The organism is Vibrio algarum (assembly GCF_028204155.1).
GTDB classification, from domain to species: Bacteria; Pseudomonadota; Gammaproteobacteria; order Enterobacterales; family Vibrionaceae; genus Vibrio; species Vibrio algarum.
Genome location: NZ_JAQLOI010000001.1, coordinates 2031714 through 2048365 on the forward strand (window position 1 = coordinate 2031714; position 16652 = coordinate 2048365).

The 16652-nt window shown below is 39.6% G+C and carries 9 protein-coding genes; all 9 read right to left on the reverse strand.

The features are described from left to right. Nucleotides 1-62: 62 nt before the first annotated feature. The 9 genes from PGX00_RS09660 to pepN all read right to left on the reverse strand — a co-directional run bounded on the left by PGX00_RS09660 (nt 63) and on the right by pepN (nt 16446). Nucleotides 63-1979, reverse strand: a complete 1917-nt coding sequence (locus PGX00_RS09660) for a DUF3466 family protein (RefSeq protein WP_272135655.1) — start codon at nt 1977-1979, stop codon at nt 63-65. Beyond that, nucleotides 1980-3899: an ABC transporter ATP-binding protein gene (locus PGX00_RS09665; RefSeq protein ID WP_272135658.1), complete on the reverse strand. Its 1920-nt coding sequence runs from the start codon at nt 3897-3899 to the stop codon at nt 1980-1982. It lies immediately after the preceding gene. Continuing rightward, nucleotides 3877-4128 carry a glutaredoxin family protein gene (locus PGX00_RS09670; RefSeq protein ID WP_272135661.1) on the reverse strand — a complete coding sequence of 84 codons (252 nt, stop codon included), beginning with the start codon at nt 4126-4128 and terminating at the stop codon, nt 3877-3879. Before PGX00_RS09670 ends, PGX00_RS09665 begins: the two co-directional genes overlap by 23 nt. After that, nucleotides 4112-6241 (reverse strand): bifunctional 23S rRNA (guanine(2069)-N(7))-methyltransferase RlmK/23S rRNA (guanine(2445)-N(2))-methyltransferase RlmL, encoded by a 2130-nt coding sequence (rlmKL, locus tag PGX00_RS09675; protein WP_272135664.1) that lies wholly within the window; start codon nt 6239-6241, stop codon nt 4112-4114. Before rlmKL ends, PGX00_RS09670 begins: the two co-directional genes overlap by 17 nt. Before the next feature lie 534 nt (nt 6242-6775). Beyond that, nucleotides 6776-7318 (reverse strand): cell division protein ZapC, encoded by a 543-nt coding sequence (locus PGX00_RS09680; protein ID WP_272135667.1) that lies wholly within the window; start codon nt 7316-7318, stop codon nt 6776-6778. Nucleotides 7319-7478: 160 nt separating this feature from the next. Next, a complete protein-coding gene (gene pyrD / locus PGX00_RS09685; protein WP_272135670.1) occupies nt 7479-8489 on the reverse strand; it encodes a quinone-dependent dihydroorotate dehydrogenase in 1011 nt (336 codons plus the stop codon). 46 nt (nt 8490-8535) lie between these two features. Continuing rightward, nucleotides 8536-13377 carry an NAD-glutamate dehydrogenase gene (locus tag PGX00_RS09690; RefSeq protein ID WP_272135672.1) on the reverse strand — a complete coding sequence of 1614 codons (4842 nt, stop codon included), beginning with the start codon at nt 13375-13377 and terminating at the stop codon, nt 8536-8538. A gap of 169 nt (nt 13378-13546) precedes the next feature. Then, the gene (locus PGX00_RS09695) at nt 13547-13765 is read right to left on the reverse strand and encodes a DUF2835 domain-containing protein (protein WP_272135675.1); all 219 of its coding nucleotides are present in this window, start codon (nt 13763-13765) and stop codon (nt 13547-13549) included. A 62-nt stretch (nt 13766-13827) separates the two neighbouring features. Continuing rightward, nucleotides 13828-16446 (reverse strand): aminopeptidase N, encoded by a 2619-nt coding sequence (gene pepN, locus PGX00_RS09700; protein ID WP_272135677.1) that lies wholly within the window; start codon nt 16444-16446, stop codon nt 13828-13830. Between the last annotated feature and the right edge of the window lie 206 nt (nt 16447-16652).

Sequence of the window (16652 nt, forward strand, 5' to 3'; positions counted from 1 at the left end):
TTCTCAAGCATAAAAAAACACGGGCTCAAAAAATTTGAACCCGTGTCGGTAGCTGACAATAATTATTTATTTCTTCTGAAACTAATTAAACCAAGTAGTGTCAAAGCAAAAATACCAAAACCACCACCCGACCTAGAAACCGTTTCTGAATCTAGAGAACGTGATTCAATCTGAGCACTCGTAGCACCAGAAATAGGTATCAGTTTAACGGCTACGATTTTCTCTTCTGATGAACCACTGCCACAATAAGCGTTATGTGCTGTAGAGTCGTACTCACCTATACTACATTTCAATGCAGTTGCAGAAATAACACCTGCGTCGTTTATATCCGTTGCATTAACAATCCTAAAATGGTTGTTAGCCGAACTGTAATCACCACCATTAGTCAGGTCATCTAACCACCAAGCCTGATCAGCAAATATGGCCATTCTTTCTACGTCTGAATTGGTTCCTTCATAAGGATAAATAAACGCCCGTCTTCTACGCTTTTTACCGTTAATTTCTCGGTTCGTTTCTGCATCTATCTGACCCACCACCTCATTCAGGTTGTTTATAGCGTTTGCTTCACCACCTGCGCCAGAAAAGAAGATTCCACCACTAAAATATTCTGCAGAAGGACTGCCAGAACTTGCATCAGCAATAAACAATCGATTATTGGCTGCGCCGGCTTCTGGTTTATTACCGTCACGTTTAGCTTCGCCAACAACTAATAGATTATCGTTGATGTCTTTCGCGACAGAATTGCTGTAGATGTAGTCATCATCGATGCGAACGGTAGCATTGGTAATAAATGTCGTTTCCCAAGCGTTTTCTTCCACTGCCGAAAAACCTGATTTCGGATAAAATACCGCAGCTTGCATCAACAAGCGACTATTGTATTCTGTCGTATTATAACCGACTAATACTGGGTTGCCGTCAGAGTTCAATGTAGCAGAACGAACAGTTCCTTGAGCTGAATAATCGTCTTTGTTTGCCGTAGAATAAGTATCGATACCGGTGCTGTTACCTATGCCATTCCATAGCGCGGCTGCAAAACCAGTAGCAGAACTACTGTCAGTTAAGTTACTCACCTGCCACACGAACGGCTTCATAGCGAAGGCGAAGTTTTGACATTCAGAATACAAAGCGGCTTCGCTGTAACCGACGCAATTGCTAACGGCCCCTAAATAGTTTTTATCGTCATCAGTATAGTTAAATGGCGCAACAGAGCCAGAACCGACTACATATGTCTCCCCACCAAATTCAAATGAGTCGAACGCCATCGTTCGGCCCATTTCTTCTACTATCTTATGAGCGCCATCAGTTGTAGATTGTGGTAGTAACAACGTCGTATCATAAAAACCACGGTCACGATATTTTAAAATCGCATTGCTGCCATTCGAGAAATAGCCACTATTGGTGTTTCCGATAACTTTAGTATTTGTTCCGGTACCCTCAATAGCGTTAATAACAACGTTCTTGCTATTAGAAATTAACGACGTCCCTGTAGGCGCAGTGGTTGATGGCGATTCTACGACTGTAGATTGCAAAAACCCAGACGCATTTGACGTATATGTTCCTAAATTCCATGCTTGACGTTCACGGTAAAGGCCCGCAATATTTTCGTAACCGAACCAACGGTTGTAAGACCAACTCTCACATGTTGAGTAACCTAGCTCATTGTCACAATAGCTATCTATGTCATCTCGGTCTAAATAATAAAAACGATTGTCAATTCCAAATGGGACTTCCTGCTTATAGGAAAAACCAGCGAACCCTTCTCGAGTGTCCCCAGCTAATTTATAGTCATCAACACCACAACTTGTCGAGCCAAAACAGCCAAGTTCTGTCCCTGATACCTCACCAGACTCTATAGCAGCCGAGTAACTTTCAGAACCACTAGAGGATACCTCAACCACTCTATAAAGAGCGGCGTTGGCTTGCGTTGCACCCAATATTAATATCGCTAAAGTGGATAGCTTAAATGTCTTACTACTCATTTAATTCTCTATTTCCTGTTGCATAGCTTCTAATTCTTCCCATCTTTCGAACGCTACTTCTAACTGCTTTTCTTGAGCACTTAGTTCGTCTAATACGCGTTGTGTCTGCTCAACGGATTGAGCAAAAAATTCTGGAGTATTTACAGTCTGTTGTAGCAATTCAATCGCTTCTTCAAACTGTTCTAGTTTCGCTGGTAGCTCTTCTAATTCACGTTGTAGCTTATACGATAATTTATTACGTTTACTGCGTGACTGAGTGTTTTTGGGAGCTTGCTCAACCACTTTATTCGTAACAACCGGCTCAATTTTACGAGACTGTATGGCTTGTGTACGTTGCTGTTGTGCGTCATGGTAACCGCCAACGAACTCTTCTATCACGCCATTACCTTCAAAAATCCAACTCGTCATTACCGTGTTATCAACAAACTGTCGATCATGGCTTACAAGTAAAAGCGTACCTTCATAATTGGCAAGCAAATCTTCTAAAAGTTCCAAAGTTTCTATATCTAAATCGTTGGTTGGCTCATCGAGCACCAATAAATTATTTGATTTAGTAAATAATCGGGCCAATAGTAGACGGTTTTTTTCACCACCAGATAACGCTTTTACCGGCGTTCTTGCCCTTTTAGGTGAGAACAAAAAATCCTGAAGGTAACTTAAAGCATGCCTTTCACGACCACCGATAGTGACCTCTTGCTTGCCATCCGCAAGGTTATCTATTACGGTTTTTTCCGGATCCAGTGTTTCTCGGTACTGATCAAAATACGCAACTTCGAGTTTGGTTCCGCATCGTAATGAGCCTGATTGTGGTTCTAATTGATCGAGAAGCAGTTTTAAGACCGTGCTTTTACCACAACCATTTGGCCCTATTAACGCTATTCGATCGCCACGCATAATATTAAAGCTGAAATCCGATACAATTGGCTTGCCTTCGTAACTGAAATTAAGATTCTCAGCTTCAAACACAATTTTTCCTGAACGGTTAGAAGTATCTATCTGAATATTCGCTTTACCTTGTACTTCTAATCTATCGCTTCGTTCTTGTCGTAGCTTCTTAAGCGCCCGAACACGGCCTTCGTTACGAGTTCTTCGGGCCTTTATACCCTGTCGTATCCAAACTTCTTCTTGAGCTAGTTTTTTATCAAACTCGGCATTTTGCATCTCTTCAACTCTTAGAGCTTCTTCTTTATCAATTAGAAATTGATCGTAGTTGCCAGGAAAAGAGCTTAACTTTCCTCGATCAAGATCAACGATCCGAGTCGCCATTGATTTAATAAAGGTTCTATCGTGAGAAATAAAAATAATTGAGCCTCTAAAGTCCTTTAGAAACCCTTCTAACCATTCAATTGTGGTAACGTCCAGGTGGTTTGTTGGTTCATCTAGCAATAAAACATCTGGGTCACACACTAGTGCTTTTGCCAATGCGGCTTTTCTTTGCCAGCCACCAGATAAATCCGTTAATTTCGTATGTCCGTCCAATTTTAATGCCGCCAATACATTCTTTATACGGTCTTCAAAACGCCAGGCACCGACATGTTCTAGTTCGTCTTGAATCTTAGCTAAGCGATTAATGTGCTTCTCTGTCGGATCGCTAGCGACAAGATCAAGTTGATCTTGATAGATCGTCAGTAGTTTGCCTACTTCCGCTAAACCACTTGAAACGTAATCGAGTACGGTTCCTTCTATATTTCTAGGGGGATCTTGCTCTAGACGGGAAACCACAACATCTTGTGTGATTTGATACTTGCCGTCATCCATTATGACTTCACCAGAAAGTATCTTCATTAACGTCGATTTACCGGCGCCATTTCTGCCTACTAAACAAACCCTTTCATTTTCTTGTAAAGCGAAATCTGAACCATCGAGTAGCGGTACATCGCCAAAAGCCAGTTGACCATTATGTATGGTAAGTAATGCCATTTTCTTCTAACCAAAATTTAAGTTTTTCATTATCAAAGGGCCAATTAATCTCATTATCAGCATAATTTAACACTGGAATAGTGACCCCGTAACGCTCAAATAACATATCATTGTATGCAATATCAATGACTTGAGGTGAAACCTTAAGTGCGAGCAACATATCCAACGCTTGCTCACAAAGATGGCACCCTTCTGTACTGTAAAGTTTTAAATTACGATGCTTCAGCATGCGTTATTAGCCAGCAGTTATGAATTTGTTTATTTCTCACATAATCCATTGGTAATGTCTTAGACGAAATATTGGTTGCGTTTAAACCGAGACTTTTTAGACCGTCTAAATCCATTTTAAAATGACGCTTGTTGTTAGAAAATACAATCGTGCCATCTGCACGTAGCAAGCGTTTTAGATCTTTCATTAATTCGATATGGTCTCGTTGAACATCGAATGTCTGATCCATTCTTTTCGAATTAGAAAAGGTAGGTGGGTCAATAAAAATAAGGTCGTAACTGTCTTGCGCTTTTTGTAACCATTGTAAGCAATCAGCTTGTTCAAATTTATGCTGGCGGCCTACCTTCGAATTAAGCTTTAAGTTTTCTTTAGCCCATTCAATATAGGTTTTAGACATATCAACCGTTGTTGTTGATTTAGCGCCACCACACGCCGCGTGAGCCGTTGCTGAACCTGTATAAGCAAAAAGATTTAGGAAATCTTTGCCAGCTGCCAGTTCACCAAGCATACGACGAGTTAATTTATGATCAAGGAATAAGCCCGTATCTAAGTAATCGTGAAGATTGACCAGCAACTTAACACCGTATTCATTTACTTCAAATGTCCTAGAGCCTTCGCCTAGCTTTTGATATTGAGACGTCCCTTTTTTCTTCTCTCTAGTTTTAAGAACCACTTTGTTTGCATCTACGCCAGTCACTTGTATCGCTGCACGTATCACATCTGTTAGGCGTCTTTTAGATTTTTCTTCAGGGATATCTTTAGGCGCGGCATATTCTTGAATAACGAGATTATCAAGATAAACATCAATCGCGACGTTATATTCTGGTAAATCGGCATCGTAAATACGGTAGCAGTCTAAATGCTCTCGTTTTGCCCACTTTCCTATCTTAGCGATGTTTTTCTTTAATCTATTTGAAAAATCGGGAGCAATTTGTACGTTATTACTTGTATTTACGCTCCCTTCAGCTCGTTTTTCACTAATTGAATAGTTTTTTTGGTGACAAGGTAACGCACCATTCTGTAGCTTGTACTGCTTGTCTGCCCGCATCCTTAGACAGCTTAGTAACTCATCAGAACTTGAAAATATCGAAGCCTTACTACCTGCGAAGTGTTCCTTAAGCTGTGCACCAAAGGAAGTATAAAGGGCGATTAAACCCGGCTCAGTTCCCAATCTTTCACCATAAGGTGGATTGGAAAGTATAACACCTGACTCGTATCCTTCTGGGCGAGCTAGAGTTGCAGCATCGCCTAAGGAGAACTCTATAACACCTTCTAATCCAGCACGCTTAGCATTCTGTTTAGCAATAGTTAACATACGTTTATCGTTATCTATACCATAGAATTTAGTGTCAATATTTTTGACACCCTTTCGTCCTTGGACATTTGCTTCTGCCTTTATCTCGGCCCATAGTTCAGGTTCGAAGTCATTGAGTTCTTCGAAAGACCATTTGCTACGTAAAACACCAGGTGCCATATTTGCAGCCATCAGCGCCGCTTCAATTAATAATGTACCTGAACCACACATAGGATCTAACAGGGATATGCCTTTTTTCCAACCACTACGCATTACAATAGCTGCCGCTAACGTTTCTCTCAGTGGGGCCTTTCCAGCCTCGGTTCTATATCCCCTTTGGTGAAGGCCTAAGCCCACCAAATCTATACCTAAAATAGCTTTTTCTCGATGCAAACGGACATGGATTCTAATATCCGGCTGTTCTTTACTAATTGATGGGCGTTCTAAATTCTTTTTCGTAAAACTATCAACTATGGCGTCTTTAACCTTCATTGCACCATATTGGCTGTTTCGAATTTCTCGGTTCGTGCCATTAAAATCAACCACGAGATTTTTCGAACTTGTAAAATGTGACGACCAATTCACTGCAGAAGCAGATAGATAGAGATCCATATCGTCTTGGCAATTAAATTCCGACAGTACGCGTACAAATCTTGAAGCAATACGGCTCCATAAACAGCAACGGTATATCTGTTCGTTGGTGGCTTTAAATTTCACCCCTGCTTGTACGGGTTTTAAATCAGCTATTCCGAGCGTTTTTAACTCTTCAACAAGCAAGTTTTCTAAGCCATTTGAAGTAATCGCTAAATATTGGTTCATATCTATCTTAGTCAGCAAAAAAATGGCCTTGATTATACCTGATTAATAATTCAATTAAGCACAAAACACCGAAAAATATCCTTTACATCGTTCAGGTGGTCAATTTAGCAGCACATAATCTTCATTGTTCCTGCATAAACTATTTTTACAACAAAAATGAAGTAAGCATTTACTTTTCTTATTTGGAATACCATTTTATTAGCTTTTGCTCGTAGTGAATACTTATTCATCATCATTTTGGACTATACCAGTTTATATTTTTGCTGGTAAATTAATTACATTCCCCGATAAAACGGGAACTTTTGATTACAAACAGGACAGTTTATTCGTTAATTTAGATGACCAAAAATAAAAAAAATTTATCTTTGGCATCGATGTCTCATTGGTGAGAGCAGGATATTTAGGGAAATTGATATGAACTAGGTATGGTTTGCTTTTATTTTGCTAGAAATACGCTGGGTAGCCGAATGATAGGTAAAAAAATCGACCACTAAGGGTCGATGGGGAAAATAAAACAAGGGAACGAATGCGGTTTTAGCCTACCAAAGCGACTGGTAATACTTCAAATAAGTGGTTTACACACACCATGCGGTTGTGCATAACCTTAATAGATTCGCTAAATTTAAGCACTTTACGCCCGTCTAAAGGAAATTCGTCATTTTCTATATAAGCACATAGACTGGCATTTTCACATACATCAATAACCATGAAGTACCCTTCCCCATGGCTATTCTTAAGATGAACTATATCTCCTTCATTCGGAAGGTAATCATTTGCTTGTTCATCAAAGAACCAACTCTTAGGTTGTACAGGTTTATGGAACCGCTTTGAAGCGACGCAATTCAATACTAGTTCGGCTTGTCGTGGTTCTGATAGGTTTAGATTAGTCACGCTCTCTTTGAAAGCCATGAAAGCTGACGCATCATCTACCGTAAAATCGGTGTCAGTATAGGCACAATCTACGAGGTGTTTTTTGGGAAGATTAACTTTAAACAGCATGTCACTTCCGAGGTCAAGCATCAGAGCATTTTGTTGCTCATCATAAAACCAATTCCATGTATCGCGAGGTTTTAGCATCGTTCCGTCTCTTGATTATTATAAATTCCGTTTTGTAGGTAATCTAGTGTTACCTATTCCAACTAACGAAATAATTTTACAAGTGCGGAGCAAAAAAAAGAGGAAATCAAATTCCTCTTTCTTATTTAAAATTTCAAATTTTGACTTTCTTTGTAAAAACCTAAATGTTTTTGACGATATCTCGTACTAAACCAGGCCCTTTATAAATAAATCCAGAATAGACTTGAACCAGTTTGGCTCCAGCCATCATTTTTTCTTTTGCCGAAACAAATGAGTCAATACCGCCAACACCGATGATTGGTAATTTATCACCAAGTTCTGCGTGTAAACTTCGAACCACTTCGGTGCTGCGCTGTTGAACAGGACGCCCACTTAGTCCGCCCGCTTCATCCGCATACTTCATTCCTTTCACAATGCTTCGGTCTAATGTTGTATTGGTAGCGATAACCCCATCAATATTATGCCGAACTAATGAGTCACAGATTTGAATAATTTCTTCATCACTTAAATCTGGTGCAATCTTTAGAGCAATTGGCACATATTTACCATGCTTCTTTTCTAATTCTGATTGCTTGAGCTTGAGATCGGAAAGAAGCTGATCAAGTGCTTCTCCATATTGCAGTGTTCTCAGCCCTGGAGTGTTTGGAGAAGAAATATTAACCGCAATATAACCAGCATGTTGGTAGGTTTTTTCCATACAGATTAAATAATCATCACTGCCTTTCTCTAAAGGTGTGTCTTTATTTTTACCTATATTAATACCAAGGATACCGTCGTAAGACGCTTTCTGCACGTTGGCGACTAAGTTATCAACACCGGCATTATTAAAACCCATGCGGTTAATTAACCCTTCAGCCTGTGTTAAGCGAAACAGTCTTGGTTTATCATTTCCTGGTTGAGCCTTTGGCGTTACCGTACCTACTTCAATAAAACCAAAACCCATCGCACCAAATGCGTCAATACACTCCGCATTTTTGTCTAAACCTGCAGCAAGACCCACAGGGTTCTTGAATTTAAGCCCCATACATTCTACCGGCCTTTCTGGTAGATGCTGACGGTAAAATAGATCGGCAGGTGTACCCTGAAAACGTTTAAAATTTTGAATAGCGAGATCGTGTGCCCTTTCGGCATCGAGTTGAAAAAAGCCTGTCCTAGCAAGACGGTAGAGCATGTATGCCTCCGATAAAAAAAGCCCCGTATAAACGGGGCTGTATTATTTACTTATTTTTGGAACAATTCAAATTTAATAACATTAATTCTCGTAAGGCAACGGAGAATTTCGCAAATTCATGCACGGTTCCAACCTTAAATTCATTAAGTATATTTTCCCAACGTTCTAAGGATGAATGGTTTGTCTTTATCCAAGATTCTAGAGCCGAAATAGGTTCAAACTTATCACTGCTACAGTTACAACTAAGAACTAAAGCGGTCAACTGCCTCTGTTGCCAATCCAGATCCTCTCGAAACGCAGCTCTAGCTAACGCCTGCCAGTTGTTATCCACCCCTTGGGTATTTATCTGTTTCAAGAACCAATGTAACGATATCCGATCACCTAAGTTAAAGTACAACTTGGCTGCATCTTCGACAGTGCTGCCATTTTCTTTCGCTACCGATGAGATATCAAGCGCAGAATTGAGGCTTGAAAGACGAGATACGTGATGCGCTAGACCTTTCTCCACCCCCTGTTCTATCCATGCTTGAGCTAAATCATCATGTTCCTTGACTTCATCTGAGACCAAACAATTATCGAGTGTTTTTGCTACAGCGATTACATCACTCTTATACGTTTTAATCAGATCATTAACGCTAAAGCTGCCAGAATTATTCCTGATCATCCAACGTGATAAACGTCGTAAAGTACGTCGTACATGGAAAATTAATTCATATTGAGCTTTTGCAGTAGTGACATTATCAAGTCTGCGAATATCTTTTAAAGTTTTCTCAAAATCAAATATGTCACGAGCTGCAGAATAAGCATTGGCAACTTTGACTATATTCGCACCTGTCTCTTCTTGAAGACGAGTGACAAAATTGCACCCCATTTCATTAACCATTTGATTCGCAAGGGCTGTAGCTATGATTTCTCGTTTAAGAGGATGATTTTCAGCATGGGCGATATAGTTACGGCGTAACTCTTCAGGGAAATATTTAACCAATAATTGCTTGTGATAGGCATCAGAGGCAATTTCATCACTCACTAACTCTTCTTTTAAAATCATCTTACCGTACGCGACAAGTACCGATAATTCAGGGCGAGTAAATGCCATTCCTTGCTTTTCTCGTTCTAACAGGGTTTCATCATCGGGAATATATTCTAATACCCTATCCAGATGACCTGCTTTTTCAAGAGTATGAATAAAGCGTATTTGTTCCTTAACAAGTGAAATGCCTTGTTGTTCCGTTACCGATATAGATTCAGACTGACAGTAAGCGTCATCTAATACTATCTCGCCTACTTCATCTTCCATTTTATCTAAAATTTCATTGCGCTGTTTTGTTGTCATGTCGCCGAGCGCGACTAAACCATTGAGGAAGATTTTAATATTGACTTCATTATCAGAGCAATCAACTCCACCAACGTTATCGACAAAATCGGTATTAACACGTCCACCTGTCAGGGCATACTCTATACGACCCTGCTGGGTCATACCTAAGTTACCACCTTCGCCAACAACTTTTGCTTTTAGATCTCGTCCATCGATTCTTAACACGTCGTTAGCACGATCGCCAACATCTGTGTGAGTTTCAATGGATGCTTTAACATACGTACCGATCCCGCCATTCCATAATAGATCAACTTCCATTTGCAGCAGCATTTTTATAAGCTCGTTAGGAGCGACAGCTACTTTACGTGTTCCGATCATTTTTTGAATTTCGGGAGTAAGTTTGATCGATTTGGATCGCCTAGAAAATAGACCACCGCCTTTTGAGATCAGTTTTTGATCATAATCTTCCCAGCTTGATCTTGGAAGTTTAAATAAACGATCCCTCTCTTTCCAAGTTTTAGCAGAATCAGGGTTAGGATCAATAAATATGTGCATATGGTTAAATGCGGCTTGCAGTTTTATATGTTTAGAAAGCAGCATCCCATTGCCAAATACATCACCAGCCATATCCCCTATACCTATACAGGTAAAATCGGTTGTCTGGCAGTTAATCCCCATTTCTCTAAAGTGACGTTTAACCGATTCCCATCCCCCTTTGGCTGTAATACCCATCGCTTTGTGGTCATAGCCATTAGATCCGCCAGATGCAAAAGCATCACCAAGCCAGAAATTATATTCTTCAGACACTGAGTTAGCTAAATCGGAAAATGTTGCTGTCCCCTTATCCGCCGCGACAACAAGGTATGGATCATCTTCATCATGGCGAACAACGTTCACAGGGTGAACAAGCTGCCCTTCAACAATATTGTCAGAAACATCTAATAATGCCCGAATGAACTTTTTGTAACAGCGTTTGCCCTCTTCAAAAATTTCATCCCGTGAAGATAGTGTCGGCTGCTTTTTACAAACAAAACCACCTTTGGCTCCTACAGGAACAATGACTGTGTTCTTGACTTGTTGCGCTTTTACTAGCCCGAGAATCTCAGTTCGGAAATCTTCTTGCCTATCTGACCAACGCAATCCACCACGAGCTACTTTACCCCCACGTAAATGAACACCTTCTATATCCGGTGCATATACGAATATTTCGAATTCAGGAACCGGTTTAGGTATCTCTGAAATTTCACTTGGCCTAAGTTTTAACGATAACCATGGTTTGTGCTTTTTATTTTGGTCCAGTTGATAATAGTTAGTTCTCAACGTTGCTGAGATCATTTCCATATAACGTCGTATGATCCTGTCATCATCCAAACTTTCAACATGATCTAACTGCTCGGTAATGTACTGAATAAGATCCGATTGTCCTTTTTTCGCTCCTTTACATTTTGGATCAAACCGTCGTTCGAATAGTTTTACTAAGCTTTTAGCAAGTTCAGCATGATCAGATAAGGTATTCTCTATATAACTTTGACTGAATGGGAAACCTACTTGTCTCATATATCGAGCATAACTTCGTAGGATAGTTATTTCTCGTCCTGTTAACCCAGCGCCAAGCAATAATCTATTAAAGCCATCACTTTCTAATTCACCAGCCCAAATTGCCGCAAATGCTTGTTGAAAACGATCTTGAGCTTCGCGAAGATCAATGTTTTCATCGCTTTTGTGAAGCATGGAAAAATCAAGGATCCAATACACGGTGCCGTTCGCCTTTCTAACTTCATAAGGCGACTCACCAACAACACGAAGTCCCAGATTTTCCAACATTGGCATTACATCAGAAAGGTGAATGGGTTCATCACGATGGTACAGTTTTAAATGGACAACTTTTGAGTTGATCCCTTCTTCTTGAGGACGATAAAACAGCATACCAAGTTTATGGTCATCACTCAGATTTTCTAATCGTTCAATGTCTGATACGGCGGTTCCTGGCATAACGTCCGATTTATAGGAACTTGGAAACGCATTTTTGTATTGCTTCGCAAATGACAGACCTTTGTTTTCGCCCAAGTTTGCTACGATTGCGTGCTCTAACCTATCGACCCAAGTAGAAGAAGCTTCCATTAAATTATGCTCTATTGCTTTTACATCAGTATTGAAATTGTTGTTGTCCACACGAACAATGTAATGGGTTCTTGCTAACGGACTTTCTGAGAAATAGGTTGTGAAATCCACTTCTTGATCTGAATTAAGATGTTGACGCAAGATCCGTTGAGTTAATTTTCTAACTTCCGTGTTGTAACGCTCTTTAGACACATAAACCATGCAACTGAAAAAACGACCGAACGGGTCTTTACGAACAAACAGCCTAACAAGATCACGGTCTTGCATCTGAACAACACCCAGTCCAATTTTTAACAACTCTTCTTCTTTCGCTTGGAGTAGCTCATCTCTTGGATAGTTTTCTAGTATATTATGCAGTGCTTTGTAAGAATACGAACCTACTCTGTAACCACTAGAAACCAGAATTCGTTCGACCTTTTGCCCTATAAGAGGGATATTAAACACGCTTTGGTTATATACCGCTGACGTGTATAAACCTGTAAATCTATGTTCTCCAATTACATTTCCTTTCGCGTCGAACTTTTTAATACCTACATAATCCGTATACGCAGGTCGATGAATTCGTGAAGGTGCATGTCCTTTGGTCAATATCAACAAATAAGGTTTTGTCGCTTCTGCTTGAGCAGACTCTGCAAACTTAGAAAGTTCTACCGTTCTAATTCGTCTTGATACTCGAAATAAACCCAAGCCCTTTTCTTTAGTCGGTTCAAGTTGCATGCCATTGGTACTTTCTACCAAGTCATATTCTTTGTAGCCCATAAAGGTAAAATTATGCTTGCCAAGCCATTTCATAAATTGCAGGCTTTCATCTAACCTACTTTGCTCTAACGGGATAGCTTTGAGATTTTTTTCAGTTTTATTTATAACGTCTTGAAGTTTATCTGACATTACCTGCCAGTCATTAACGACCAATCCGGTATCTGTTAAGACTTCTATTAGTTCAGTCTTCAGCGTACTCATTTCGTCTTTGTTATTCAGCCGATCCACTTCAATATGGAAAAGCGACTGGTAATCCCCTTCACCGCTATTGAGCGCTGAAATTTCACTTTCTTTATTTCGCTTGAACTGTGTGGGTCCATTCAGCATGAAATGACAAGTGAGTCCAAGTCTTGACAACGCCATCTTAGTAGAGTCCACGAGAAACGGACTATCTGGAACGACTATTTCAATTATCGTATGAGTTGACTGCCAACCGTGGCGGCTCAAACTAGGATTGAATACCCTAACAGAAATGTTCTTAAAGTTTGTTTCGGTAATATGGTGCCACAAACTAACAACAGCTCCATAGAGATCGGCATCATTTCTATTTGCTAGGTCATCCTGAGAAATATTGTTAAAAAGGTGTTTCGCTAGTTGAGTAACTAAAGGTTTTTGAGCAAGTTCAAGTTTGTCTTGAATAAGTTGATACACTTTTTCAAGTAGAACCGGCACAACAGGCTCGCGTGCGGTCATAGTGCGCTCCAAATTATTATTTAGTGGGAACAAGAACACAAAGTTCTAGGGTACTTGGTTATTGTAAGAGATATATTGAATTTAAGTTAATAATTTGATGGGAAAAAGAGAGGTAAATATCTAATTTTGTGAGTAAAGGCTATATTTAACTCACTGAATTTTAACAAATCTAAATAGCTTCTAACTTAACAAATTTATTGAGTTCATTGGTCGTTAAACGAAAGCGACCTTTAACACCAATTTGAGTTAAAAATGGCCTTAAACGCATTGCTGGTACTTGTAGTTTTAAGCCTTGTTCGGTGTAAACAAGTACGCTACTCGCTGCACCAGAATAATGCTGCAGGAATACATGGTATGGAATATCAAGGCGGAAAGTATACTGATTCATTTTGACGTTTAATTAGTTTAGAAAAGAAGATAACCAGTTGGCTATCTTCTTTTCTTTTTCAACTACGAATCAAGTGCTTTAGTCACTTTTTCAAACAAGTCTTTTGCTAGGTTTTCCAATTTAGACAATTTTTCCAACTCTGCACGCATTAATATCTGTCTAGATTCATCGTAATTACGATATTTTAACAGAGGATCAATGAGTCTAGAGGCAACTTGAGGGTTGCTTTGATTTAATTCTGTCAAAATCTCGCCAACGAAAAGGTAACCTGAACCGTCTTTTGCGTGGAAATGAACTGGATTTGCGGTTAGGAATGAGCCAACTAAACTACGGATCCTATTTGGATTCTTCATAGTAAATGCTGCATGATTCATCGTTTTCTTCACGACCCCAAGCGCATCTTCAGATGGATTTGTACCTTGCATAGCAAACCATTTATCCATCACTAAACCATCATGAGTCCATTTTTCGCTAAAATCATTCATAAGATCCTCACGACATTGAAGCTGAGCTTGGTTAGCGGATGACAGTGCAGCCATAGTATCAGTCATGTTATTCGCATTTTGGTACTGAAGTTTAACGAGTTCGTTACCTTGTGCTAAGTAGCAAAGATAGCCTAACGCTGTATTTCTTAGCGCTCGTTTACCAATTGCGTCATGCTCGATACTGTAACTGTCTTGAGATAAAGACCCATATACTGCTGATAGTTCATCTTCCAAACCAGTTGCGATAGCAACTTTAATTGATTTCAATACCGAATAAATAGCATCGACATCTACAGGTTTAAACCACCCTGCAACTTCATTCTGGCTTGGCAAAGATAACATCTCTGCGATAAAGGCAGGATCTAATTCTCTACTAAGTAAAACGCCTCTGAATGCATCTAGTACACTTTCGGATAGTTCAAAGGCTTCGCCTTTTTGTACATTGTCTACATTTATCTTGATATGTTTGGCCAACAGCATTTGACCTGCATCCCATCGAGCAAACTCGTTAGTCGCATGTACCATCAAAAACATAAGCTCTTGATCACTATAGTCATAGACAAGTTTTACTGGCGCTGAAAACTCGCGCAACAATGAAACAATTGGTTTTTCGTCAACACTGTCGAATGTAAACTCTTGTTTTTCATCGGTAATATTTAATACATTACTGACGGACTTACCGTTACATTGTAACGGAATAACATTTCCATCGACGTCATATAACTCAATATCTAATGGTATATGTAGAGGCAGTTTTTCTTGTTGCTCCTGAGTTGGTTTTGTAGACTGTTCAACTATGAGGTTATACGTTTTCTGGTCACTGTTATATGAAGTTATAACATTGATCGTCGGCGTTCCAGATTGACTATACCAACGCTTAAACTGTGTTAAGTCTACACCAGACGCATCTTGCATAGCTGCAACAAAATCATCACAAGTAGCCGCAGTACCATCATGACGTTCAAAATATAACTTCATACCTTTTTGGAAGCTTAACTCACCTAAAAGCGTATGCATCATACGAATGACCTCACTGCCCTTTTCGTATACGGTAAGCGTATAGAAATTATTCATTTCTATAACTTTGTCCGGGCGAATCGGATGGGACATTGGGCTAGCATCTTCCGCAAACTGTGGGCCGCGAATAATTCTGACATTATTAATTCGATTGACAGCACGCGAACCAAGATCAGATGAAAACTCTTGATCTCTAAATACGGTTAATCCTTCCTTTAAACTCAGTTGGAACCAATCACGGCAAGTTACTCTGTTGCCAGTCCAGTTATGGAAATATTCGTGCCCTATTACCGCTTCAATACCGAGGTAATCTGTATCGGTTGCTGTCTTTTCATTTGCTAATACAAATTTTGAATTAAAGACATTGAGACCCTTGTTCTCCATGGCTCCCATATTGAAAAAATCTACAGCCACGATCATATAGTTATCAAGATCGTACTCCAAGCCAAACCGTTGCTCATCCCATTTCATCGAGTTCTGTAAAGATAACATCGCATGATTAGCTCTATCGAGATTTCCTTTATCAACATAAATCTCTAAAGCAACGTCTCTACCAGAAACCGTTTTATAACTATCTGATAGTAGGTCAAAGTCACCAGCAACAAGAGCAAATAAATAAGCTGGTTTTGGATGTGGGTCTTGCCATTGTACCCAATGACGCCCATTTTCTAATTCTCCAGACCCAATTTTATTGCCGTTACTCAGCAAATATGGGTACAGTGATTTTTCTGCAATAACTTTTGACGTAAATACTGCAAGTACATCTGGACGGTCCATATAATAGGTGATCCTACGAAAACCTTCTGCTTCGCACTGAGTACAGAATGCACCACCAGACTTATATAAACCCTCTAAGCTGCTGTTTTCTTCTGGGTTTACTTCTGTTTTAACTGTTAATTCAAATTCCTTTGGAAGCCCATTTATGATTAGACTACCATTTGTTTCTTTATAATCTGACCACTGCTTACCATCAACATAAACGCCTAACAGCTTTAACTGTTCACCTTCTAATGTAAGTGAATCACTTCCCTTCAGTTGCTTAATTTTAGAGACCGCTGTGATGATTGTTTCTTTATCATAAAGGTCAAATTCTAAATCGATATGAGTAATAGAATGTGACGGTGATTGGTAATCTTTGCGATACTTTGCGGTTGGTGCTTCTTGGGGTTGTTGAGACATTGTTCTTCCTTTTGCTCTTACTTAGTGAAGAGTAGTTCCAGAAAATAGATTCGATCATCAAACAAACCGGATTTTTAATATCCAGCCAGATAATGTATATCTCTATATGTAGGGGTGTTTCAAGTAAAAAACAAGGTATCACAGACATAAATAAGGCACTTCTAACAAAGTGCCTTATCAATCAGTCAATATTTAACCAGTTTCTA